We start from the raw sequence: 23,570 nt of genomic DNA, 5'->3' as shown, positions 1-23,570 counted from the left end.
CCCAGGCGGAACCCGACCGTTCCCTGTAGCATGAAGGAACACACTGATCGACCAACTCTGCCTGACGCAGAGCTGGCGCGACCGTATGGCGGCCGTGACATCCCCTCCCGCAGTGGGGTGGCCTGGTATCTACCGCAGTTCAGCGCAAGAGGACAGCTCTCGGCGGCTCCCGACACCCAGGGGAGCGCTACCAGGCGGCAGAAAGGCCAGGACCGTGGCGTCCACGGTCACCACGTCCCCTGCGAAGCGCCCCGGGTACGGACAACTCCTGCGCACCCCCGGCGCCCTCTCGTTCCTCCTGCCCGGCTTCCTGGCCCGGCAGCCCTTCGCGATGCTGACCATCGGCATCGTCCTGCTCGTCCAGCACACCACCGGTTCGTACGGCAGCGCCGGCGCCGTCGCCGCCGTCACCGGTGTCTCGATGGCCCTGTTCGCCCCGCAGAGCGGCAAGCTCGCCGACCGCTTCGGTCAGCGCGCCGTCCTGATCCCCGGCGTCCTCATCCACACCGCGGCCGTCTCCTCTCTGGTCGTCCTGGCCCTGGCCGGCGCCCCGATGTGGGCGCTGCTGCTGGCCGCCGTGCCCTCCGGCGCCTCCGTGCCCCAGGTCGGCCCGATGGTCCGGGCCCGCTGGGCCGCCAAGCTCGACGGCAACCCGCTGATGCCCACCGCCGCCGCGTGGGAGTCGGTGACGGACGAGTTCACGTTCGTCGTCGGCCCCGTCCTCGCGACCGCGCTGTGCACCGGCGTCCACCCTGCCGCCGGCCTGGTCGCCGAGGCCGCGCTGACCCTGGTCGGCGGCCTGTTCTTCGCCGCCCAGCGGGCCACCGAGCCCGCGCACGGCCTGGTCGCGGCCGCGGCCGCCGGTCCGCGCACCTCGGCCCTGTCGGTGCCCGGCGTCCGTGTCCTGGCCATCGCCTTCCTGGGCATCGGCTCGGTCTTCGGCGGCATGCAGGTGTCGCTGACCGCCTTCTCCGAGGAGATCGGGAACCCGGGCGCCAACGGCGTCCTGTACGGCGTCTTCGCCGTCGGCAACATGCTGGCCGGCATCGCCTGCGGCGCCGTCGCCTGGAAGATCGGCCCGCGCCGCCGGCTGATCCTCGGCTACATCGGTCTGACCGCCGCGGCCTCCCTTCTGTGGTCCGTCCACTCCACGCTGCTGCTCGGCGCCCTCGGTCTGGTCGTCGGCCTGTTCATCGCCCCGGCCCTGATCACCGGCTACACGATCGTCGAGACGCTCGTCCCGGCGAACGCCCGGACCGAGGCCTTCACCTGGCTGACCGGCGCCGTGGCACTGGGCCAGGCCGGAGCCGTCACCGTGGCCGGCCGACTGGCCGACAGCCAGGGCGCCGGCGCCGGATTCCTGGTGCCCCTGGTCGGCACCGTGCTGGCCCTGGCCACGCTGGTGACCCTGCGTGCCCGACTGGCGCCCCAGCCTTCCAGCCGGATCGCCGCACGTGGTATCGGTCACCGAGTGCCGGTGACGGTGGACTGATTCCACGGAATACGTCACTATGGATCGTCGTTAGCACTCATCGAGTGAGAGTGCCAGGAGGAAGCAAGTGCCGACCTACCAGTACCAGTGCACCGAGTGCGGCGAGGGCCTCGAGGCGGTGCAGAAGTTCACCGATGACGCGCTGACCGAGTGCCCGAGCTGCAAGGGACGCCTGAAGAAGGTGTTCTCGGCGGTCGGCATCGTCTTCAAGGGCTCCGGCTTCTACCGGAACGACAGCCGTGGCGCGTCGTCCAGCAGCTCGCCCGCCTCGTCGAAGTCGTCGTCCACGACCTCTTCGTCGACCTCCTCGTCGTCGTCCTCGGACTCGAAGCCCGCGTCGACCACGTCGAGCTCCTCGTCGACGTCCGGTTCGACCGGCTCCAGCTCGGCCGCCTGACCGGCCCTGCCGTCCTTCCCGTGGACCCCGCCGCACCGCGGCGGGGTCTTCGGCGTTCCCGGCGCGGGCCGAGGCCGGAGGGGCGGGCCGGGTGCGCGGGCCGAGGGCGCGGGCCGGGTGCGCGGGCCTCGTTCCGCGGGCGGGGTGTCGCGGCTAGGGTGATCGCCATGTCGACCAGGGGGGCAGACGTGACGAAGCCGTACGCGGACATCGGTGTGATCGGCGGATCGGGTTTCTACTCCTTTCTCGAAGAGGTCACGGAGGTGTCGGTCGACACCCCCTACGGCGCCCCCAGCGACTCCCTGTTCCTGGGCGAGCTGGCCGGCCGGCGGGTCGCCTTCCTGCCCCGGCACGGGCGCGGCCACAAGGTGCCGCCGCACCGCATCAACTACCGGGCCAACCTGTGGGCGCTGCGGTCGGTCGGCGTCCGCCAGGTCCTCGGCCCCTGCGCCGTGGGTGGGCTCCGGCCCGAGCACGGGCCGGGAACCCTGCTCGTACCGGACCAGCTCGTCGACCGCACGAAGGCCCGGGCCCAGACCTTCTTCGACGGCGAACCGCTGCCGGACGGCACCACCCCGAACGTCGTGCACGTCTCCTTCGCCGACCCGTACTGCGCCGACGGCCGCCGGGCGGTCCTGAAGGCGGCACGCGGGCGCGGCTGGGAGCCCGTGGACGGCGGCACGATGGTCGTCGTGGAGGGACCGCGCTTCTCGACCCGCGCCGAGTCGCGCATGCACTCCGCAGCCGGCTGGTCGGTCGTGGGCATGACCGGTCACCCGGAGGCGGTGCTCGCCCGCGAGCTGGAGCTCTGCTACACCTCGATGGCGCTGGTGACGGACCTCGACGCGGGTACGGAGACGGGCGAGGGCGTCTCCCACACCGAGGTGCTGCGGGTGTTCGGTGAGAACGTCGGACGGCTGCGGACCGTGCTGTCCGACGCGATCGGAGCGCTCCCCGCGACGATGGACCGGGACTGTCCCTGCACGCGAGCGCTGGACGGATGGGAACCGGGGATCCGGCTTCCTTGACCACTCTCCCCCTCCCGCGAGACCGCGGCAATCGCCGTCACGGGTGAGGAAGTTGTCCACAACCGGTCGGTGGTCCACAGGCCGGAGCGGGATCGTGGCGGAAGGCGGAAGGTGGTGCGTGCTCCGGAAATCCCGGGGCCCCACGCACCGAACGGCGGTGTCCGCGATGACCACCCGACCGTCCTCCCCATCCCCTTCCTCCTCTCCTTCCCCCCCTTCTCCCCCTTCCCCTGACGCCTTCCGCTCCGGCGGCTTCTCCCCCGCCTCCGACGCGGACTCCGACTCGGCCTGCGCCAGCCACGCGTACGTCCCGCACGTGCCGGAGCCGTCCGCGGTGCCGCAGTTCGCGCCGCTGCGGGTGCGCGGCGGCCGCAGGCGGCTGCGGCGCACCCTGCGGCGCAGGCGCAGGACGCCCGCCGCGGTGCTCGCGACGGCCGCCGTCGCGCTCGCCGCGGGCGGCGCCGCGAGCGCGGTGTCGGCCGACTCCCCGGCCGAGCGGAACGCGCTCGCACGGGAGAAGCGGAAGCCGCCCGCGGTGCGGCTGGTGGCCGCCCCGGTACGGATCGCGGATGCCGCGACCGTCCGGCTGCTGCGTCCCGGCGACCGGGTCGACGTGATCGCCGCCGCCAACTCCCCCACGGGCACGGAAACTGACGCCCACGTGGTCGCGACAGGCGCTCGAGTGGCCGAAGTTCCGCGCACCAGTGAGACTCGACCGGACGGCGGAGCACTGGTCGTGCTGTCCGTTCCACGGTCGACGGCGACGGTGCTCGCCGGCGCGGGCGCCACCTCCCGACTGGCGGTGACACTGTGCTGATTCGTACTGACTGCCTGTCAAGTAGCCGGTCCGTGTGTACGGATTGGACGTTCCTGCACCCTTCACGGCGTAATGGCTCCGCCAACTGCACACGCAACGAGAGGCGCCCTGGTGAGTCAGAAGAAGGAAAGCGTGCTGGACGGCTTCAAGGCCTTCCTGATGCGCGGGAACGTGATCGACCTGGCCGTCGCGGTGGTCATCGGCGCCGCGTTCACGAACATCGTGAACTCGGTCGTGAAGGGCGTCATCAACCCGCTGGTCGGCGCTTTCGGAACCAAGGACCTGGAGAGCTACAAGTCCTGCCTCAAGGGCCCCTGTGTGGTGGACGACGCGGGGAACGTCGTCTCGGGCATCCCGATCATGTGGGGCACGGTTCTGAGCGCCGTGCTGAGCTTCGTGATCACCGCCGCCGTCGTCTACTTCCTCATGGTCCTGCCGATGGCGAGGGTCCTCGCCAAGCGGGCCGCGCACGACAGGGCGAAGGAGGGCGTCGAGGAGACCCTGGAGGTCAGCGAGCTGGAGGTGCTCAAGGAGATCCGCGACCACCTCATCTCGCAGCGCGATGGCGGTCACGACTCCGCGGCGCGCAACACCCCCTAGCCGGCACAGGCCGGCATCAGAGGTGGTGCGGCGGCTTCTCGTCGAGGAAGCGCGCGAGATCGGCGGCACTGTCACCGCCGGGAGGCCGCTCGCCCCACCCGCGGTCCGTATCGTCCGCGGACTGCTGGTCCAGTGGATCGTCGAAGATCAGCGTCGGCCTGGGACGTGCGTCGGGCTGGTTCTCGGCTCGCGGTCCGTGGGCGGGGGCGGTGCTCATACCCCCAGGGTACGCCGCGGCGCCCGGCCCACAGCGTGCCCAGCGTGGCCCTCCGCGTGAGCCTCTGCTGTGCTGGGCGCATGACACAACCGTTCCTGCCGCTCACCGCACGCTCCCGCGAGGAGTCCCATCGCGCGGCCACGCCGCTCGAGCTCTTCTTCGACCTGTGCTTCGTCGTGGCCGTCGCCCAGGCCGGAGCCGAGCTCGTGCACGCGGTCGCCGAGGGGCACGCCGGCGAAGGCCTCGGCTACTACGTCCTGGTCTTCTTCGCGATCTGGTGGGCGTGGATGAACTTCACCTGGTTCGCCTCCGCCTACGACAACGACGACGTCCTGTACCGCGTCGTCACCCTCGTTCAGATCGCCGGCGTCCTCATCCTCTCCGCGGGCGTCTCCCGGGCCTTCCAGGAGCACGACTTCCTGGTCGTCTTCCTCGGCTACCTGGTGATGCGGCTGGCCATGGCCAGCCAGTGGCTGCGCGCGGCGCACCACGCAGGATCGGACGCCGAGCGGACGATGTGCCGGCGGTACGCGGGCGGAGTGATCGCCTGCCAGATCGGCTGGGTCGCGCTGCTCCTGGCCCCCGAAGAGGCCCGCCCATGGATCTTCGTGGTCATGGCGCTGCTGGAACTGGCCGTCCCGATGTACGCGGAGAAGGACCTCAACACCCAGTGGCACCCGCACCACATCGCGGAGCGGTACGGGCTGTTCACGATCATCGTGCTCGGCGAGAGCATCGCCGCGGCGACGGTGGCGGTGAAGTCAGGGATCACCGAGAACGACGCACTCGGCGAGGTGCTCCCGATCGCGGCGGGCGGGCTGCTCATCGTCTTCGCGGCATGGTGGATCTACTTCGTCGTCCCGGCCCACGACCGGCTGGCGGAGACAGGGAAGGGGTTCCTGTGGGGCTACGGGCACTACGTGATCTTCGCTTCGGCGGCGGCGATCGGCGCGGGCATCGAGATCTCGGTCGAGCAGGCGGTGGGTGAGGCCCACATCTCGACGCTCGCCGCCTCCTCGGCCGTGACGATCCCGACCGCGGTGTTCCTGCTGTCGGTGTGGGTGCTGCACGCCCGGTACTTCAAGGTCGGTATCGCGCAGCAGCTGGTGCTTCCGGTGTCGTCGCTCGTGATCCTGGTGTGCACCTTCGCCGGCCACTGGGCGGTGCCGGCCGCCGGTGCGGTCGCGGCGGCCACGGTCGCGGTCGGGGTGACGCTGACCCGGCGCAACCCGGCCACCCGGCACTGACCCCGTGGTAGGCAGGAGGACATGACGAACCAGGACGCGGGCAGACGGGGCGGCGGGTACGACGGGCTCACGGATGTGGCGGGCCTCCGGGTGGGGCACGCGCGGGTCGCCGGTCCGGGGGCACTGAGCGGCACCACCGTGGTCCTCGCCCCGGACGGCGGGGCCGTCGCGGCCGTGGACGTGCGCGGCGGCGGTCCGGGCACCCGGGAGACGGACGCTCTCGACCCGCGCAACCTGGTCCAGCGGGTCGAAGCGGTGGTGCTGACCGGCGGCAGCGCGTACGGCCTCGAATCGGCTGCGGGGGTGATGGCCTGGCTGGAGGAGCGGGGCCGCGGGGTGCGGGTCGGCCCGGACCCGACGCACGTGGTGCCGGTCATCCCGGCGGCCTGTGTGTTCGACCTGGGCCGCGGCGGGGACTTCCGCGCCCGGCCGGACGCGTCGACGGGCCGGGCGGCCGTGGAGGCGGCGGCCGCGTCGGAGGCCGGCGCGCCGGTGGAGTGCGGGGCGGTGGGCGCGGGCACGGGCGCCGTCGTCGGCGGCCTCAAGGGCGGGGTCGGGACGGCGAGCACGGTCCTGCCGTCGGGCATCACGGTCGCCGCGCTGGTCGTCGTCAACGCGGTCGGCTCCGCGATCGACCCGACGACCGGCGTGCTCTACGGCCGGTACTTCGGCCCTGTCGAGGGGGCGGACGGGGTGGGTGGCGCGGGTGGGGTGGGCGGGGCGGGGGAGGGGGGAGGCCCCCCGCCCCTGTACCCGGATCCGGCCGTGCATGCGGCGGCGCAGGAGCGGCTCGCGCGGGCGAGGGAGACGAGCGTGCCGCCGCCGTTGAACACGACGCTGGCCGTGGTCGCGACGGACGCCGACCTCACCCGCGCACAGGCGCACAAGCTCGCGGGCACGGCGCACGACGGCATCGCGCGCGCCGTCCGTCCGGTGCATCTTCTCAACGACGGGGACACGGTGTTCGCGCTGGCGACCGGGGAGCGCCCGCTGCCGCCGGAGGGCGGGCCGCTGGCCCCGAACGAGATCCTCGCGGCCGGGGCGGACACCGTCACCCGGGCGATCGTGCGGGCCGTGCTCGCGGCGGAGGGCGTGTCGGGGCCGGGCGGCACGTTCCCCTCGTACACGGAGCTCTACGCCCCAGGGGCGACGCGGGCGTCCACGGCCGAAAATACGAAGAAGGCCAGCGGTCAAGGGAGTTGAGGGCGCGCGGGAACTTGGCGCGCTCCCCCTTCGTTTTGCCGAACCCCGGACACGATGTCAGACCCAGGGGCTACGTTAAGCGAGCACCACGTGACATGCGGCGACGGCCTGGAGACCCACCTTGAACGATCCTCACGATCCGTACGAGACCACCGAGACGCACGTCGAGCGGCTCCTGGGCCGGGCCCTCAACTCCTTCGAGCTGCCCGATTCCACGGTCGAGCGGCTGGAGACCGCGCTCGCCCACTCCTCCGCCCTGCACTCCTCGCACCACAGCTCGACGCTGCATCGCAGCACCTACCGGCACACCTACCTCCTGGCGGACGGCACCGCGCTGAGCCTGTGGGAGCTGGTGCACAACGGCGGTCGCGACGGCGCCGAGCACCACGAGCTGTACGCGGACGAGGCGGAGGCGACGCTCGCCGCGTCGCGGCTGCCCGTCACCTTCGACGGCGAGTGGGGGGTGGAGCGGTCCGGTGTGCTGTCCAACGACCCGGACGACGAGCTGGAGAACGACCTGGAGGTGCTGACGGCGCTGCTGTCCCGGCCGGTGCCCCGGCAGCCCCGGATGTACGTGCCGGACAACTCGGCGGACCACGCGCGGCGGGTGCTGCGGCGCGCGGAGAACGCGGACCGGCCGGGCGAGGAGACCGCCCACCGGCTGCGGGTGGCCTTCGCGCACCACATCACGCAGGCGTTCGGACGGCAGTGCCCCGTGGAGGGCCGGGACGCCGGGTTCACGCTCTACGAGCACGCGTTCCTGCTGCTCGACGGCAGCGAGATGAGCCTGTGGGAGGTCGAGCACACGGCGACGCCGGACGGACGACACATGTGCGAGGTCTACGAGGACGAGAACACGGCCCGGGAAGCGATGGAGTCGCGGGCCCGGGTCCGTTGAGGGCCCGGGTCCGTCGAGGGCCCGGGTCCGCGGGCCCGCTGGGCACCGCCTCTCGGTCCCGCTGAGGCCCGCCTCTCGGTCCCGCTGAGGCCCGCTGGGCATGCGAAAGGCCGGCGGCACCCGAACGGGGGGGGTGGGTGCCGCCGGTCGCTGAGGGGCGCCCGCGTGGCGGGCGCGTCGCCGTCGGCCCGGCCGACGCGCCGGTGCTTACTTGGCGAGGGCGTTGACGCCGGCCTGGGCGAACTTCTCGTCGAGGTCGCCGCTCGGGGCGCCGGCCACACCGATGCCCGCGATCGGGGCGCCCTTGGCGGTGACAGGGGCGCCACCGGCGAGGAAGAGGGTGCCGGGGATGTCCTTCAGGTTCGGCGCCTGGGCGAGGCGGCCCGCGAGGGTCGAGGTGGTGGCGTTCCAGGAGACGGCCGTGTACGCCTTCTTCTCCGCCGACTCGTACGACTGCGGGCCGGCGCCGTCGCCGCGCAGCGTCACGATGGTGTTGCCGTTGCGGTCGACGACCGCGACGGAGACCCGCTGGTTCTCCTTCTCCGCGGCGTCGAGCGCGGCCTGCGCCGCCTCGGTCGCGGCCTCGATCGTCAGGTGCGTCGACTGCGTCGTGTTCTTGTCGGCCGCGTCTGCCTTCGCCACCGCGGCGGCCGGGGCGGCGGCGGGGGTGGCCGCGTTGGCGGACACGGCGCCGAAGGCACCGGCGGCGAGGGCGGCGCCGGCGACGGTACCGGTCAGGACACGGGTGCGCAGGGACAGCTTCTTCATGGTCAACGGCTCCTTTGGAATCTCCCCCTGAGGGGTTCGGGAAGCTCTGCGTTCCCGCTCTGACATCCATCCTGGTGCCGCCCAGGGCCTCGTACGGTCGGCCTGCAGGCTCCCGTCGGCGCGCCCGCCGGGGGACGCGAGAGTCAACCGATCGGCTGATGGGGAAGCCGATACGGTCGCGAACGGAAGCGGAGACGGAGACGGCTCGGGGCCCGGGGGACGTGTCCCCCGGGCCCCGAGCCCCGGCCCCTTCGGGCCCGTACCGCCTGCCGGTCCGCCGACCGCCGGCAGCCGACCGCAGTCACCCGGCCGCCGGTCAGCCTGCCAGTGCCGGTTCCTTCGTCGGCTCGCCCGCGTCCCCGGCATCCCCGGCGTCCTCCGCCGAGTCGTCTCCCGCGTCCGCGCCCTCCATGTGCTGCTTCGGCTTCGCCGGCAGCGCGAACATCACCAGGAAGATCGCCGCCAGGACCGCGACCACCCAGCCCAGCGCGTTCTGGAAGGCGTCCGCGAACGCCGTGCCCACCTCGGCGGGCATCTGCTGCAGCCGCTTCTCGTCGATCACTCCGAAGAAGACGACCGACACCAGACCGAGTCCGAGCGCGTTGCCCATCTGCCCGGTCGTGTTGATCAGGCCGGACGCCGAACCGGCGTGCTCGCGCGGCACGTCGGACAGCACCGCGTCCGTCAGCGGCGCGACGATCAGGCCCATGCCGACGCCCATGACCACGAGCGGCAGCGTCATCTGCCAGGGAGCGATGGAGGTCCCGTACCGGCCGGCCTCCCAGATGTAGAGCAGGACGCCCGTCGCCATCGTCAGCGCACCGGCCTGCAGCACCTTGCGGCCGAAGCGCGGCACCAGCTTCTGCACCGACATGCCGGCCGCGGCCGAGACCGCGATCGAGAACGGCACGCCGGTCAGGCCCGCCTTCAGCGGGCTCCAGCCGAGCCCGATCTGCATGTACAGCGTCCAGACCAGGAAGAACACGCCCATCACGACGCCGAAGGTCAGCTGGACCGCGATGCCCGCCGCGAAGCTCTTCACGCGGAACAGGCTCAGCTCCACCAGCGGCGAGCCGTCCTTCTTCGTCTTGTACTTCTCGTACGCGACGAGGGCGCCGAACACGACGAGGCTGCCGGCCATCATCAGGTGGCCCCACAGCGGCCAGTCCAGCTCGCGGCCGCGGGTCAGCGGGTAGATCAGCATCAGCAGCGCGACCGTCACGAGCAGCACGCCGACGAGGTCGAGGCGGAGCGCCTTCGGGGCCTTGGACTCGGTGATGAACTTGCGGCCCAGGATCAGGCCGGCGATGCCGACCGGCAGGTTGATCAGGAAGATCGGCCGCCACTCCAGGCCGAACAGGTTCCACTGGGTGAGCAGCGCGCCGAGCAGCGGGCCGGAGACCGCGCCGAGGCCGATGATCGCGCCGAACATGCCGAACACCTTGCCGCGTTCGTGCGCGGGGAAGGTGACGTGAACGATCGACAGGACCTGCGGGACCATCATCGCGGCCGCCGCGCCCTGGAGCAGGCGGGACGCGACCAGCATCTCCGGCCCGGCGGCGAAGCCGCAGAGCGCGGAGGCGAGGGTGAAGCCGGCGGTGCCGACGAGGAACAGCCGCTTGCGGCCGTAGATGTCGCCGAGGCGGCCGCCGGTGATCAGGCCCGCGGCGAACGCGAGCGCGTATCCGGCGGTGATCCACTGGATCGCGCCGAACGAGGCGTCGAGGTTCCGCTCGATGCTGGGGATCGCGATGTTCACGATCGTGGCGTCGACCAGGTCCATGAAGGCGGCGGTCATGACGATGGCGAGGGCGATCCAGCGCCTGCGGTCCTCGGCCCCTTCGGCGGGCGCCGTCGCCTCGCCTGTCGCCGCGTCGGCCGTCTCGGTGGCCGCCTGCGCGGCGGCGTCGTGTGAACTCATGAGAGGACAGTAGGACCGATGTAGGTCAGGTCACGTCCTAATTAACCAGCATCCTGGAACGCATGACGGACACCCCGGCACGACTTCTGAATCTGCTGTCGCTCCTGCAGACGCCACGCGAGTGGCCGGGCAGTGAGCTCGCCGAGCGACTCTCGGTCTCTCCGCGCACCATCCGGCGGGACATCGACCGGCTGCGGGACCTCGGCTATCCGGTGGAGGCGACGAAGGGCGCGATCGGCGGGTACCGCCTGGTCGCGGGTACGGCCATGCCGCCGCTGCTCCTCGACGACGAGGAGGCGGTCGCCATCGCGGTCGGCCTGCGGGCGGGGGCCGGGCACGCGATCGAGGGCGTGGAGGAGGCCTCTGTACGGGCCCTGGCGAAGCTGGAGCAGGTGCTGCCGTCCCGGCTGCGGCACCGGGTCTCCACGCTCCAGAACGCGACGATCCCTCTGACCAGGGGTGACGGCGCGACCGTCGCCCCACAGACGCTGACGGCGCTGGCGGGTGCGGTGACCGGCCAGGAGCGGTTGCGGTTCGGCTACCGGGCGGGCGACGGGGCGGAGAGCCGACGCCTGGTGGAGCCGTACCGGCTGGTGTCGACCGGGCGGCGCTGGTACCTGGTGGCGTACGACCTGGGGCGGGAGGACTGGCGGACGTTCCGGGTGGACCGGGTGAGCGAGCCGTTCCCGACCGGGGCACGGTTCACGGCGCGCGAGCTGCCGGCGGGGGACGCGGCGCAGCTGCTGACCCGCTCGATGTCGCGGGCCCAGCCGGACGTGGAGCTGGACGTACGGTTCGAGGCGCCGGCCGCGTTCGTGGCGGCCCGGCTGCCGGCGCATCTGGCTCCGGCCCCGACTGGCGAGGGCACCTGCCGGCTGCGTACGCGCACGAACGACTCCGTCGAGTGGCTGGCGCTCCGGCTCGCCCTGGTCGACGCCCCGTTCACGATCAAGGCGCCGGACGCGTTGCTGACCTATACGCAGGACCTGGCGTCCCGCCTGGCGGCAGCGAGCGCGCACGGCTGAACGGCGCGCGCACGACCGAGCGACGGCGACCGCGGCTCAGCGGCGTCCATGGCTCTGCGGGCCCGCCCGACTGAGAGCGACGGCTGGCGCGCACGGCTCAGCGACGGCGAGCGCGCACGGCTGAGGAGCCCCGTTGAGGTGCGAGCGGGCCCGGACCTGTCAGGGTCCGGGCCTCCGCGCCGTCACGCCACCGCGTCGAAGCCGGTGTCGTGGGCCATCTTCTTCAGCTCCAGGAGCGCGTGCTTCTCGATCTGGCGGATCCGCTCGCGCGTCAGGCCGTGCTCCTTGCCGACCTCCGTCAGCGTGCGCTCCCGACCGTCCTCGATGCCGTACCGCATCCGGATGATCGACGCGGTGCGGTTGTCGAGCTTGTCGATCAGGTCGTCGAGCTCCTCGCTGCGCAGCAGCGTGAGTACGGACTGCTCCGGCGACACCGCCGAGGTGTCCTCCAGGAGGTCACCGAACTGCGTCTCTCCCTCGTCGTCCACCGACATGTTCAGGGACACCGGGTCGCGCGCCCAGTCCAGGACGTCGGTGACCCGCTCGGGGGTCGAACCGAGCTCCTCCGCGACCTCCGCCGGCTCCGGCTCACGGCCGTGCTCCCGGTTGAACTCGCGCTGCACGCGCCGGATCCGGCCGAGCTCCTCCACGAGGTGGACGGGGAGCCGGATGGTGCGCGACTGGTCGGCTATGGACCGCGTGATGGCCTGGCGGATCCACCACGTGGCGTACGTGGAGAACTTGAAGCCCTTGGCGTAGTCGAACTTCTCGACGGCACGCACCAGGCCCGCGTTGCCCTCCTGGATCAGGTCGAGCAGGGGCAGTCCGCTGCGCGGGTAGCGCCGCGCGACCGCGACGACCAGGCGCAGGTTGGACTTGATGAAGAGGTCCTTGGCACGCTCGCCCTCCGCGTACAGCGCTTCGAGCTCCTCGCGGGAGGCGTCGCCGCCCTTGCTCTCCACCTCGCCGTCGAGGATCTGCCGGGCGTACACGCCCGCCTCGATGGTCTGCGAGAGCTCGACCTCCTTGGCGGCGTCGAGAAGCGGCGTCCGGGCGATCTCGTCGAGGTACATGCCGACCAGGTCGCGGTCGGCGATCTCTCCGCCCACGGCGCGAACGCTGCTCGCCCGGCTGCGTCCGCTCGCGCCGCTCTTCGTGCTGGTGCTGCTGGTGGTGCCGGTGGTGCTGTTCGTGGCGGACGACTGACGACGGGCGACGGCACGGGTTGCCATGCGTGCTCCCTTGCTGAGTAGGCCGCGACACCCTTTCGGGTGCCCTGCATCCGACGGAAACAACGACTGGAATCAGGACAGAATTCCCACTGGGCGCATCGATTTTCGCGATCATGCAGTATCCTGCGCCGCCACGGGGCGCGCCGAGGCCGTCGGAACGGGCGAAGGTGCAGGTCAGGCGGCTCCCTCGACGCCACTGCCAACCTTGAGGACGCGACCCGCCTTCATACGGTTGCTCGTACGACTACAGCCGGTTGCCCGTACGACCCAGGCGAGACCCGCACCACGCACCCTGCCCGCACGACGCACCCTCCCCGCACGGCCCACTCGACCCGCATGGCCCCCACGCCCCGCACGGCGCACCACGGCCTCCGCCCCCTCCGTCACCCGAACTGCACCGACCGCTTCGCCAGCCCCATCCAGAAGCCGTCGATGACGCTCCGCCCGCCGTCCAGGTCGCCCGCCGCCTCCGCCGCGCCCAGCGTGACGAACAGCGGGGCGAAGTGCTCCGTGCGCGGGTGGGCGAGCCGGCCGGCCGGGGACTTGTGCTCGAAGTCGAGCAGCGCGTCGACGTCGTGCGCCTCCAGGGCCCGGTGGCCCCAGTCGTCGAACTCGGCGGACCAGCCGGGCACGCCGCCGCCGGTGTGCCGCAGCGCGGCCAGGTTGTGGGTGAAGAAGCCGCTCCCGACGATCAGGACGCCCTCGTCGCGCAGCGGCGCGAGGGTGCGGCCGATCTCCATGAGTTTCTGCGGGTCGAGGGTCGGCATGGAGATCTGGAGTACGGGGATGTCGGCGCCCGGGAACATCTCGACGAGCGGGACGTACGCGCCGTGGTCGAGCCCGCGGTCGGGGATGTCCTGGACGGGCACGCCGGGGGCGCGCAGCAGTTTGCGGACGGATTCGGCGAGCGCGGGCGCGCCGGGAGCCGCGTACTGCACGCGGTAGTAGTGCTCGGGGAATCCCCAGAAGTCGTATACGAGGGGGACGGTCTCGGTCGCGCCGAGGGCGAGCGGGGCTTCCTCCCAGTGCGCGGAGACCATGAGGATCGCGGTCGGGCGGGGCAGATCGGCCGACCAGGCGGCGAGCTGGCCTGGCCAGACCGGGTCGTCGGCGAGCGGCGGCGCGCCGTGGGAGAGGTAGAGGGCGGGCATCCGTTCCAGCGGGGCGTCCATCGCGACCGCCTCCTTCCCGGGGGAGGAAATGGAACTTGAAGATTCAAGCTCACCTGACGTGACGAGCTTAGACCCGATGTAGTTCAACTTTCAAGAATGAGTCGTACGATGGGGGACATGACCACCGCATCCCAGGAAGAGCCTCGCTGGCTCAGCGACGAGGAACAGCACGTATGGCGTGCGTACCTCCACGCCACCACCCTCCTCGAGGACCACCTCGACCGCCAGCTGCAACGCGACGCCGGGATGCCGCACGTCTATTACGGACTGCTCGTGCAGCTCGCCCAGGAGCCCAGGCGCCGGATGCGGATGACCGAGCTGGCCAAGAGCGCCAAGATCACCCGCTCCCGGCTCTCGCACGCCATCGCCCGCCTGGAGAAGAACGGCTGGGTGACCCGCGAGGACTGCCCGTCCGACAAGCGCGGCCAGTTCGCGCACCTCACCTCTCAGGGGTACGAGGTCCTGAGCCAGGCCGCCCCCGGCCACGTCGCCGCCGTACGGCAGGCGCTGTTCGACCGGCTCTCCCCGGAGCAGGTGGAACAGCTCGGCGCGATCATGAAGGTGATGGCGGAGGCTCTGCAGCCGACGGGTCCGGACGCGGATCTGCCCTGGCTCCGCTAGGGAACCAGGGCAGATCACATCAGGCGGCCACCGCCCGGTCGTCAGCTGTCAGCCGTCAGCCGTCAGCCGTCAGTCTTCAGCCGTCAGTCTTCAGCCGTCAGTGCGCAACGACGGGGATCTTCACCTCGTCCTCGACGCCCGCACCCTCACCGGAGCCGGCGGCCGGGCTCGCCGCCCCGCCCGACCCGGGCTTCCCGGTGTTGATGAACGTGAACGCGATCGTCGCGGCGACGGCGAGGATGCCGACGGCCCACCAGATCGCCGCCGAGTAGCCCTCGACCATGCCCTGGAGCTGCAGCACCTTCTGGGCGGCCGGGGTGGTCGCGCCGGCCACGTGGTCGGCGATGTACGCGGTGGTCGCCGAGGCCGCGATGGTGTTCAGGAGCGCGGTACCGATCGCGCCGCCGACCTGCTGCGAGGTGTTGACCATCGCGGAGGCCACACCGGCGTCCCGCGGGTCGACGCCGTGCGTCGCCAGCGACATGGCAGGCATGAACGCCGTACCCATGCCCAGGCCCAGCAGCAGCTGCGCGGGCAGGATCAGACCGGCGTACGAGGAGCCGACCTCCAACTGCGTGAGCAGCAGCATGCCGACACCGGCGGTCAGGAAGCCCGGGCCCATCAGCCAGCGCGGCGGGACCCGCGTCATCAGCCGCGTGCCGATCTGCGTCGAGCCGGTGATCATGCCCGCGATCATCGGGAGGAAGGCGAAGCCCGTCTTGACCGGCGAGTACCCCTTCACGACCTGGAGGTAGTACGTCAGGAAGAGGAACAGGCCGAACATCGCGATGATCGCGAGGCCGAGGGAGAGGTAGACCCCGCCCCGGTTGCGGTCGGTGACGACGCGCAGCGGCAGCAGCGGCGACTTCACCTTCGCCTCGGTGAGCGCGAACGCGGCGAGCAGCACGGCGGAGCCGATGAACAGGCCGATCGTGGTCGGGTCCGACCAGCCGTCGGACTCGGCGCGGGTGAAGCCGTACACCAGCGACACCAGACCCAGGGTCGAGAGCACGACACCCGGGATGTCGAGCGGCGCGCGGTTGCGGCCGCCGGCCGGCTCGCGGATGACGAAGTACGCGCCGAGGGCGGCGACGACGGCGAACGGGATGTTGACGAAGAAGGTCCAGCGCCAGTCCAGGTACTCGGTGAGGAAGCCGCCGAGGATCAGACCGACGGCGCCGCCACCACCGGCGATGGCACCGTAGATGCCGAACGCCTTGGCGCGCTCGCGGGTGTCCGTGAACATCACGGCGAGCAGGGAGAGCGCGGCCGGGGCGAGCAGCGCGCCGAAGGCGCCCTGCAGCGCGCGGGCGCCGAGCATCATCGCCTGCCCGGTCGCCGCGCCGCCGAGGGCGGAGGCGGCGGCGAAGCCGACGAGACCGACGACGAAGGCGCGCTTGCGACCCCACAGGTCGGCGATGCGGCCGCCGAAGAGCAGCAGGCCGCCGAAGGCGAGGGCGTAGGCGGTGATGACCCACTGCCGGTTGCCGTCCGAGATCCCCAGGTCCTGCTGGGCGGAGGGCAGCGCGATGTTCACGATCGTCGCGTCGAGCACGACCATCAGCTGGGCGAGGGCGATGAAGACCAGCGCTTTCCAGCGGCTGGGATCGGGCGTTTTCGACATGGGGGTAGCCACCTCTTGGTGCATAAGCGAAGAAAAGGACGTACTGAAGTACTGCTGAGGTACTGCTGCTGACGTACTGAAGTAGGGGGTCCGCCGACGCGGCGGACGGGGCTCTAGGCGGACATCACGCCTCACCCTCGCCCTGGCGCGCGTCCGCGTCGCGGCGGCGCAGGTCCTCCAGCGTCGCCGCCGAGCCCGGCAGCACGGAGCGCGCGGGGGCCTGCAGCCCGTCGAGGAGGAGCTGCAGATGACGGTGGACGAACTGGTCGAAGTCGAGGCAGGCGCTGCCCGGCAGCGGGCGCGTCAGCTGGGAGAGGGCCACCAACAGGTCTCCGACGGCGACGTCGGCGCGGAGGCTGCCGGCCTGCTGCGCACGGTCGACGAGGCCCTGCACGGCCTCCTCCAGGCGGACGCGTTCGGCCAGGAGCTCAGGGTGGTCCTTGTCGAAGGTGCCGTCGAGCATCGGACACAGGGCGCCGATCCGCTCGTCGGCGGCGGCATGCGTGAAGCGGCGCAGCGCCTCGAAGGTGTCCGACTCCTCCGCGGCCGCCTCGTCCGCCCGGTCCGTGGTGCGGGACATGACGGAGAGGACGACCTCGTGGACGAGGTCGGAGCGCTCGGGGAAGTTGCGGTAGAGGGTGGCGTTGCCGACGCCGGCGCGGCGCGCGATCTCGTCGAGCGGCACCTGCGGGCCGAACTCGACGAACATCTCGCGGGCCGCCGTGACGATCCGCTCCCGGTTGCGCAGCGCGTCGGCCCGCGGTCGCGGGACGCGACGTGCGGGCGCGGCGCAGGCGGTACCGGCGGTGTCGGCGGTGCTGTTCACGCCACTCACTCCTGACGAAGGTGATCCGGGGACGCGGTCCCCACTTCCTCGAACACAGGCGTAAACGGGGACCCGGTCCCCGGTTATTTCACGTGCGCGATGTGACCTGCGCCACGCCACCCCTCGGGCCCCCTCCCGCACCGCTCCCCCACCCCTCCACCACTCCTCCCCCGCCCCGCGATACCCACGATCGGGCCACCCGGCGCGCGCCCCCCGACCACCCGGCACACGCTGATCGAACAGCGCAGTACGGACCCGGCCGGCTGCCGCGCACCGAAGGCGACCGCATGCAGCAGACCCGCCGGCGGATACGCAGACCCCTCGCCCTGGCCGTGGCCGGGGCGCTCGCACTGGCCACCCTGGCGACGGCGAGCGCGACCCTCCCCGGGCCCGCCCCCGCCTCCGCGGGCCCCGCCCCGGCCGCCCCCGGAGACGCCCAGCTCGGGCCGTGCCGGATCGCGACGGCGCTGGGTGTGCAGATGTCGGAGGGACTGCCGACCGCCCCGGGTTACGTACGCTCCACCGGACGCGTCCGCGCGCTGAACCTGATGATCGACTTCCCGGACGCGGAGGGCGAGGGAACGGCGATGAGCCGGTTCCGGGAGTTCTTCCCGAAGACCTCGGACTGGTTCCGGGTCAGCTCGTACGGGCGGCTGACGTACCAGCCGGAGACCCCGCTGTCCGAGTGGCTGCGGATGCCGATGCCGTTCGCCTCGTACGGGATAGAGCGCGGCTCGCCGTACGAGCCGGGCTACCGCAAGCTGGTCGAGGACATCGTGAAGGCCGCGGACCCCGAGGTGGACTTCAGCGCGTACGACCTGGTCAACGTGCTGGTGACGCCGAACGCCGGCCCCTCGGCCCTGGACACCGTCCTGTCCGTCACCTTCTCCGGGAACGAGGACGCTCCGTACGCGGACGGCGTCCCGCTCTCGAACACGTCCTTCGTCTACAGCCGCCAGGACGACGGCTCGGGGTCGTACGACGAGACCGGCTACCGGGTGCTGCCGCACGAGAACGGCCACGTCTTCGGCCTGCCCGACCTGTACACGGTGGACGGCGGCGGGACCGTCGGGCACTGGGACATCATGTCCGAGGACTGGGGGGCCAACAACGACCTGCTCGGCTGGCACAAGTGGAAGCTGGGCTGGCTCGACAACGACCAGGTGCGGTGCGCCTCGACGACCGGTGCGAGCGAGTACGTGCTGACGCCGCTGGCGGTCGCGGGCGGGCCGAAGCTCGCGTTCGTGCCGCTGTCGGAGCGGTCCGGGTACGCGGTGGAGGTCCGGACCCGGGAGGGCAACGACGAGGCGGTCTGCGAGCCGGGCGTCCTGGTCTACCGGGTCGAGTCGGACGTGGACACCGGGCACGGGCCGATCAGCGTCTCGGACAGCGACCGGGAGAGCGGCGGCTGCACGCGACGGCCGAACGTGCACGCGGAACTGTCGGACGCGCCGTTCCGGCCGGGCGAGTCGTTCACGGACCGGGCGAACGGCATCCGGATCTCGGTGGTGAAGGAGGAGGGGGACGGCAGCTTCCGGGTCCGCGTCACGCGCTCGTGACAGCGACCGGGTGCCACCCCGGCTCCGGCCGAGCGCGGGCACATGGCTCACCCGAGCTGCTGCCCCCGGCGTCGCCCGGGCGCGGCCGCGCTTCACCCGAGCGCGGCGAACGTGGCTCACCCGAACGCGGCCCCGGCGGCACCCGAGCACGGCACGCGACTTACCTGAGCGCGGGCCCCGGCGTCACCCGAGCGCGGCCCACGCGACTCACCCGAGCGCGGCCCGCAGCTCCCGCTTGAGGACCTTCCCGGCGGCGTTGCGCGGCAGCGGGGTGTCCCGTACGAGGATGTGCGCGGGCACCTTGAACGCCGCCAGGCTGCGGCCGACGTGGTCCCGCAGCTCCTCGGTCGTCGTCGTCGCGTCCTCCCTGAGGAGGACGACGGCGGCGACTTCCTCGCCGAGCCGGGGGTGCGGGACGCCGAGGACGGCGGCGTCGGCGACGGCCGGGTGGTCGAGCAGCACGGCCTCGACCTCGACGCAGTACACGTTCTCACCACCGCGGATGACCATGTCCTTCAGCCGGTCGACGACGGTGACGCGGCCGTCGGCGTACGTGGCGAGGTCGCCGGTGCGGAACCAGCCGTCCTCGGTGAACGCCTCGCGGGTCGCCTGCTCGTCACCCCAGTAGCCGCGGATCAGGGACTGTCCGCGCAGCCACAGCTCGCCGACGCCGGAGTCGGGGTCCGGGCTGTCGATCCGCACCTCGGTGACGGGCGTGGGGCGGCCGACGCTGTCGGGGTGGGCCCGGTACTCGGCACCGAAGTTCGCGGTCACGCCGCCGCAGGTCTCGGTGAGCCCGTAGCCGTTGCGCGGCTCGACGCGCTCGCCGAGCAGGGCGGTGAGGCGGCCGACGAGGTGGGGCGGGGCGGCGGCGCCGCCGGTGTTGAAGTGGCTGACGGTCGCCAGGCGGCCGGCCTCGCCGCGCCGCTCGACGAGGTCCAGGAGTTGGAGGGCGGTGGTCGGCACTCCGGCGTAGTGGGTGACGCGGTGCTTCTCGATCAGTTCGAGGGCACGTTCGGCGTCCCACTTCCGCATGAGGACGAGGGTGCCGCCGGCGGCCATCACGGCGTAGAAGGAGGTGAAGGCGGCGACGTGGAAGAAGGGGAACGTGGTCAGCGAGACGGGCGCGGGCCCCTGGCCGGGGATGACGCCGCGCCGGAGCGCGGAGGCGGAGGCGAGGTAGCGGGGGTTGATCGCGGCGCCGACCTGGGCGAGGTGGGTGGCGACGGCGCCCTTGGGCCGGCCGGTGGTACCTGAGGTGTAGATGATCGTGGCGTCCTGCTCGGGGAGGACGTCGACGGGCGGAGGCCCGAGGGTGGGATCGTCGTCGGCCACGTACGCGAGGAACTTCTGCGGCAGCGCCTCGTCCCCCGGATGGAAGACGATCCCGGGCACGTCGTGCTTCCCCGCCCACGCCCGCACCCGCTCGACCCGCTCGCCGTCGACGAGCAGGACGCCGGGCGCGCAGTCGTCGAGGGCGTACGTGAACTCGTCCTCGGTCCACCAGGCGTTGAGCGGTACGGCGACGAGGCCGGCGAGCTGGGTGGCCCAGAAGGCGATGTGCCACTCCGGATGGTTGCGCATGGCGACGACGGCCCGGTCGCCGGGCCGCAGCCCGTACGTGTCGGCCAGCCGGCGCGCGAGCCCGCAGGCGGCGGCGAAGAACTCGGCGTACGTGTGGGTCCGCTCCTCGGCGACGAGGAACGGCCGGTCGCCGAACGCCCAGGTCGCCTCGACGAACTCGCGCAGCGTGCCGGGCCCGTCCACGTACCGGCCGTCCCGTACGGCGAAGGGCGCGCCGGGCGCGGTCAGCCGCGCGGAGACCCGCTCGAACTCGGAACCATCACCGTCACCGCCCACGTTCGCATTCACGCCCACGCACCCTACCCTCGGCGAAATCGCGCCACCGCCGGCCAGAGCTGACAAGGCACCGAGGCACCTGATCACAACCCAGATGCACACCTCACCCCACCCGCTACACTGTCGGCGGTGGCCCAGCCCTCACCGGCCGACCCACCACCCCGCCACCACCGTGGCAACGCCTTCGTAGCTCAGGGGATAGAGCACCGCTCTCCTAAAGCGGGTGTCGCAGGTTCGAATCCTGCCGGGGGCACAAGCGAAAAGGCCACCTACCGATCTTGGTAGGTGGCCTTTGACATCCACGGCTGACATCAACGGCGGCGGTCAGGGACGGCCGGGACGCCTCTTGAGCAGCCGGTCCATGTGACTGATGGCTTCGCGCTGCGTGTCCTGGACGACGTGCGTGTACACGTCCATGGTGATGCTGATCTGGCTGTGACCGAGGATCTCCATCACGACGCGAGGCGCGACGCCGGCGGCAGTGAGCAGCGTGGCGCAGCCGTGCCGGGCGTCGTGCAACCGGATCACCCGGAGGCCGGCAGAGTCGGCGACGCGGGTGAAGGAGCGGTACACGTTCCGCGGCTCGACGGGTCGGCCGGTACGCGTGGTGAAGACGTAGCCGCCTTCCTCCCACTTCTCCCCCGCTTTGGTTCGCTGGTCGTTCTGCCGCATCCGGTGCCAGCGGAGCGGGGCAATGCACATGGCGGGCAGCGGCACGGCCCGGCGGCGGCGCCCCTTGGGATCGTCGTCGTACAGGACGCCCCGGCGGCGCTGGGTCTGCTGCCGGACATAGAGCACCCGATTGTCGAGGTCGAGGTCCACCCAGCGAAGGCCGATCAGCTCGCCACGACGAAGACCCATGGCGATCGCGAGGACGAAGGCCGCGTACAGCGGGTCCCGGCGGGCAGCGGCGAGGAAGTCGAGCGTCTCGTCCAGGGACCAGGGCTTCAGCTCGCGGGCCTTGGGCCGGGGCGGCTCGACGAGCGTGACCACGTTGCGCGTGATCAGCTCTTCGCGGCAGGCGGCGGAGAGCGCGGTGCGCAGCACGCGATGCGACTCCTTGGCGGTCGCGGCAGTGGTCGTCTTCTCCAGCTGGACGAGGAAGCGCCGGACGTCGGCGACGCCGAGGGACTCCAGCCGCTTTGTGCCGATCAGCGGGACGAGGTAAAGCCGCACGTGCGCCTCGTACTTGTCGTACGTGCTGAGCTTGCGGCGCGGCTTGATGACGTTGTCGAGCCAATACGGCAGCCACTCCGAGAGCTTGGCCGACCTCGTGGGCACGGGCACGCCCTGGTCGACCTTGTCGAGGAGGGCCCGGCGCTTGGCATCGCATTCGGCCCAGGTCTTGCCGTAGGCGAACTTACGAGCACGGGTTCCGTCAGGCTGAAGGACGTAGACAGCGGCCTGAAAGCGGCCGTCCTTCCGCTGAGTGATGGTGCCGGCCCCGTTGGGGTTGCGCTTGCGCTGGGCGGCCATCAGACGGCCTCCTCGATCTGGTCATCGATGAAGTCCCGTACGGCGTCAGCGGGGATGCGCCGGGACCGCCCGATGGTGATCGAGGTGAGACGACGCGAGCGGATCAGGTCGTAGACCGTGGAGCGTCCGACCTTGAGCCGCACCATGACCTCGGGCACGGTCAGCAGCTCGGCGGTGGCGGTGGTCATGCTGCGGCTCCTTCCAGGGCGAGTTGGTCACGTAGGGCTTCGCGGGCGGTCTCCCGGTTGATCTGGATGTCGCGGGCGATGGACGCGGCGAGCACGGCCTCACCACGGGTGTGGCCCTGTCCGACGTACTGCCAGTCGGTGAGGACGAGCACGGTGTCCGGCTCGATGTCGTCGAGGCCGCGGGCGGTGCGTTCCTGGGCGGCGCGGTAGTCGGCGCGGGTCTGGCGGAGGTCGGTGAGGGTGGTGGAGTACCGGCGCGACTTGGTGGAGAAGTGGCCGCGGAAGCCGAGCATGTGGGCCCAGGCGGTGAGTCGGCGCTCGGGATAAAGCAAATCCAGGTCGAAGCAGGCTTCGACGAGGCGGCGGGTGTGGTCCGGGACGCCGAGGAGTAAGAGGGCCTCGCGGTTGCCGATGCGACGGTCGAGGCTGCCGGTGGTCTCTGCGGCCTTGGTGGCGTACTTGGCGATGTAGGAGGCGACGGCCTGTTCTGTGATGTCGGAGCCGTCGCCGAAGGCTTTGACGGGCCGGATGTCGAGCTGGGTGCCCCAGCGCAGGCGGCGGGAAGGCTGGTCGCCGCCGGCGGGGACGGTGACGGTCGTGTACGAGTGCGCGGCGGCGGCCTGAATGGCGTTCGTCAGAAGTTCCGTGGTGGCCCACGCCGGGGGCGGGGTGCCGGGGCCGTCGGGACCGTCGAGGCGGACCACGGCGTGAAAGTGGACGGCCCCGCGCTTCTGGAACTCGGCGACCTTGCCATACGAGAGCCGGGCGACCTCCTTCAACTCCCGCTGCGACAGCCCGGCCGAAGCAGCGATCTCCCTGCGCAGGCGGGTCGTGAAGCGCTGCCAGAGCTGTCCGGAGTGGTTGTTGAAGAGCACGGCCCCGGCGTAGTCGTACTTGTCCGGGTCGAGCGGGTTGCCCAGGGCGGGGTCGTCCTCGGGGTGGTGGGTGCCGCAGCGGCAGGGCCGGGGATCGGGCCGGTTGTGGACCGGGCCGAAGGACGGGGCGGTGAGGGTGAGGAAGACGCGGGGGTGATCGCGGACGGCGGCGGGGATGTCCCGGCGGTCGTCCCCGGCGAGGCCGGCGCGGATCAGGTGGTAGGTGTCGCCAGCGTAGGTCCAGGCGCAGGCGGGACAGCGGGAGGCGCGGCGATTGCCGCAGGCGATGCGGAGGCGTCCGCCGGGCTCGGCGTCGGTGGAGTAGCGGTGCAGCGTCTCGCCGCTGGTCTTGTCCCGGGTCAGCGTCCAGCCCTGGAGGTGGATCGGGTTCGAGCAGCCGCCGGTGCGGTGGATCTGCTCGCGCCAGCGGTCGAAGCCGGGAGTCCTGGCCACCCGGAGCATGTCGCTCAGGGTGGCCGGGTCCAGGCCCGCGAAGGTCGCGGGGGCGGTCATGATGGGCGGGT

General features: G+C 71.9%; 22 protein-coding genes and 1 tRNA gene. 12 read left to right on the top strand and 11 right to left on the bottom strand.

Annotated features, from left to right (window positions below):
• The first annotated feature begins 214 nt into the window (after window positions 1-214).
• From R2D22_RS21790 to mscL, 5 genes are all read left to right on the top strand, one after another.
• Window positions 215-1,492, top strand: a complete 1,278-nt coding sequence (locus R2D22_RS21790; protein WP_318106231.1) for an MFS transporter — start codon at window positions 215-217, stop codon at window positions 1,490-1,492.
• A 67-nt stretch (window positions 1,493-1,559) separates the two neighbouring features.
• Window positions 1,560-1,889 carry an FmdB family zinc ribbon protein gene (locus R2D22_RS21785; protein ID WP_318106229.1) on the top strand — a complete coding sequence of 110 codons (330 nt, stop codon included), beginning with the start codon at window positions 1,560-1,562 and terminating at the stop codon, window positions 1,887-1,889.
• Window positions 1,890-2,056: 167 nt separating this feature from the next.
• Window positions 2,057-2,917 (top strand): S-methyl-5'-thioadenosine phosphorylase, encoded by an 861-nt coding sequence (locus R2D22_RS21780; protein WP_318106227.1) that lies wholly within the window; start codon window positions 2,057-2,059, stop codon window positions 2,915-2,917.
• Window positions 2,918-3,233: 316 nt separating this feature from the next.
• Window positions 3,234-3,734, top strand: a complete 501-nt coding sequence (locus R2D22_RS21775) for a hypothetical protein (protein WP_318106225.1) — start codon at window positions 3,234-3,236, stop codon at window positions 3,732-3,734.
• Between the two features lie 111 nt (window positions 3,735-3,845).
• The gene (mscL, locus tag R2D22_RS21770) at window positions 3,846-4,334 is read left to right on the top strand and encodes a large conductance mechanosensitive channel protein MscL (RefSeq protein ID WP_318106223.1); all 489 of its coding nucleotides are present in this window, start codon (window positions 3,846-3,848) and stop codon (window positions 4,332-4,334) included.
• Between the two features lie 16 nt (window positions 4,335-4,350).
• Here mscL and R2D22_RS21765 read toward each other — a convergent pair whose 3' ends face one another.
• Entirely contained in the window at window positions 4,351-4,551 is a 201-nt protein-coding gene (locus R2D22_RS21765; RefSeq protein ID WP_318106221.1) for a hypothetical protein, read from the bottom strand.
• 80 nt (window positions 4,552-4,631) lie between these two features.
• On the opposite strand from R2D22_RS21765, the gene R2D22_RS21760 reads away from it, so the two are divergent.
• The 3 genes from R2D22_RS21760 (at window position 4,632) to R2D22_RS21750 (ending at window position 7,899) form a co-directional block, all read left to right on the top strand.
• Window positions 4,632-5,798: a low temperature requirement protein A gene (locus R2D22_RS21760; RefSeq protein ID WP_318106219.1), complete on the top strand. Its 1,167-nt coding sequence runs from the start codon at window positions 4,632-4,634 to the stop codon at window positions 5,796-5,798.
• Between the two features lie 21 nt (window positions 5,799-5,819).
• On the top strand, window positions 5,820-7,001 hold the full coding sequence (locus R2D22_RS21755) for a P1 family peptidase (protein WP_318106215.1): 1,182 nt from the start codon (window positions 5,820-5,822) through the stop codon (window positions 6,999-7,001).
• Between the two features lie 121 nt (window positions 7,002-7,122).
• Entirely contained in the window at window positions 7,123-7,899 is a 777-nt protein-coding gene (locus tag R2D22_RS21750; protein ID WP_318106213.1) for a DUF6227 family protein, read from the top strand.
• A gap of 207 nt (window positions 7,900-8,106) precedes the next feature.
• On the opposite strand, the gene R2D22_RS21745 is transcribed toward R2D22_RS21750, so the two are convergent.
• Window positions 8,107-8,667, bottom strand: a complete 561-nt coding sequence (locus tag R2D22_RS21745) for a GlcG/HbpS family heme-binding protein (RefSeq protein ID WP_318106210.1) — start codon at window positions 8,665-8,667, stop codon at window positions 8,107-8,109.
• Window positions 8,668-8,983: 316 nt separating this feature from the next.
• A complete protein-coding gene (locus R2D22_RS21740) occupies window positions 8,984-10,588 on the bottom strand; it encodes an MFS transporter (protein ID WP_411977060.1) in 1,605 nt (534 codons plus the stop codon).
• Between the two features lie 62 nt (window positions 10,589-10,650).
• Between R2D22_RS21740 and R2D22_RS21735 the strand changes: the two genes are divergently transcribed.
• Entirely contained in the window at window positions 10,651-11,613 is a 963-nt protein-coding gene (locus tag R2D22_RS21735) for a helix-turn-helix transcriptional regulator (RefSeq protein ID WP_318106207.1), read from the top strand.
• A 182-nt stretch (window positions 11,614-11,795) separates the two neighbouring features.
• Here the strand turns inward: R2D22_RS21735 and R2D22_RS21730 are convergent, their stop codons facing one another.
• Window positions 11,796-12,845, bottom strand: coding sequence for a sigma-70 family RNA polymerase sigma factor (locus tag R2D22_RS21730; RefSeq protein WP_318106205.1), 1,050 nt, complete (start codon window positions 12,843-12,845; stop codon window positions 11,796-11,798).
• Between the two features lie 383 nt (window positions 12,846-13,228).
• Window positions 13,229-14,017, bottom strand: coding sequence for a dioxygenase family protein (locus R2D22_RS21725; protein WP_318106202.1), 789 nt, complete (start codon window positions 14,015-14,017; stop codon window positions 13,229-13,231).
• Window positions 14,018-14,125: 108 nt separating this feature from the next.
• On the opposite strand from R2D22_RS21725, the gene R2D22_RS21720 reads away from it, so the two are divergent.
• Window positions 14,126-14,638: a MarR family winged helix-turn-helix transcriptional regulator gene (locus R2D22_RS21720; RefSeq protein ID WP_411977059.1), complete on the top strand. Its 513-nt coding sequence runs from the start codon at window positions 14,126-14,128 to the stop codon at window positions 14,636-14,638.
• Between the two features lie 97 nt (window positions 14,639-14,735).
• On the opposite strand, the gene R2D22_RS21715 is transcribed toward R2D22_RS21720, so the two are convergent.
• Window positions 14,736-16,262 (bottom strand): MFS transporter, encoded by a 1,527-nt coding sequence (locus R2D22_RS21715; RefSeq protein WP_318106197.1) that lies wholly within the window; start codon window positions 16,260-16,262, stop codon window positions 14,736-14,738.
• Window positions 16,263-16,386: 124 nt separating this feature from the next.
• Window positions 16,387-17,088: a TetR/AcrR family transcriptional regulator gene (locus R2D22_RS21710; RefSeq protein WP_318106195.1), complete on the bottom strand. Its 702-nt coding sequence runs from the start codon at window positions 17,086-17,088 to the stop codon at window positions 16,387-16,389.
• Window positions 17,089-17,375: 287 nt separating this feature from the next.
• Here R2D22_RS21710 and R2D22_RS21705 point away from each other — a divergent pair, with 287 nt between their 5' ends.
• Entirely contained in the window at window positions 17,376-18,647 is a 1,272-nt protein-coding gene (locus R2D22_RS21705; protein WP_318106191.1) for a M6 family metalloprotease domain-containing protein, read from the top strand.
• Between the two features lie 207 nt (window positions 18,648-18,854).
• On the opposite strand, the gene R2D22_RS21700 is transcribed toward R2D22_RS21705, so the two are convergent.
• Window positions 18,855-20,519 (bottom strand): class I adenylate-forming enzyme family protein, encoded by a 1,665-nt coding sequence (locus tag R2D22_RS21700; RefSeq protein WP_318106189.1) that lies wholly within the window; start codon window positions 20,517-20,519, stop codon window positions 18,855-18,857.
• A 168-nt stretch (window positions 20,520-20,687) separates the two neighbouring features.
• On the opposite strand from R2D22_RS21700, the gene R2D22_RS21695 reads away from it, so the two are divergent.
• A tRNA-Arg gene (locus R2D22_RS21695) sits at window positions 20,688-20,760 on the top strand.
• A 71-nt stretch (window positions 20,761-20,831) separates the two neighbouring features.
• Here R2D22_RS21695 and R2D22_RS21690 read toward each other — a convergent pair.
• Genes R2D22_RS21690 through repSA form a run of 3 tightly spaced genes read right to left on the bottom strand, consistent with a single transcriptional unit; the run spans window position 20,832 to window position 23,559 of the window.
• The gene (locus tag R2D22_RS21690) at window positions 20,832-21,983 is read right to left on the bottom strand and encodes a tyrosine-type recombinase/integrase (protein ID WP_318106187.1); all 1,152 of its coding nucleotides are present in this window, start codon (window positions 21,981-21,983) and stop codon (window positions 20,832-20,834) included.
• The gene (locus tag R2D22_RS21685; protein ID WP_318106185.1) at window positions 21,983-22,171 is read right to left on the bottom strand and encodes a helix-turn-helix domain-containing protein; all 189 of its coding nucleotides are present in this window, start codon (window positions 22,169-22,171) and stop codon (window positions 21,983-21,985) included. The genes R2D22_RS21690 and R2D22_RS21685 overlap by 1 nt, the downstream gene beginning before the upstream one ends.
• The gene (repSA, locus tag R2D22_RS21680) at window positions 22,168-23,559 is read right to left on the bottom strand and encodes a replication initiator protein RepSA (RefSeq protein WP_318106182.1); all 1,392 of its coding nucleotides are present in this window, start codon (window positions 23,557-23,559) and stop codon (window positions 22,168-22,170) included. Before repSA ends, R2D22_RS21685 begins: the two co-directional genes overlap by 4 nt.
• Between the last annotated feature and the right edge of the window lie 11 nt (window positions 23,560-23,570).

It is taken from the genome of Streptomyces sp. HUAS YS2, from assembly GCF_033343995.1.
GTDB lineage: Bacteria > Actinomycetota > Actinomycetes > Streptomycetales > Streptomycetaceae > Streptomyces > Streptomyces solicathayae.
Note: the sequence above shows the minus strand (reverse complement) of the source record. Positions and strands in the feature narration are given on the sequence as shown.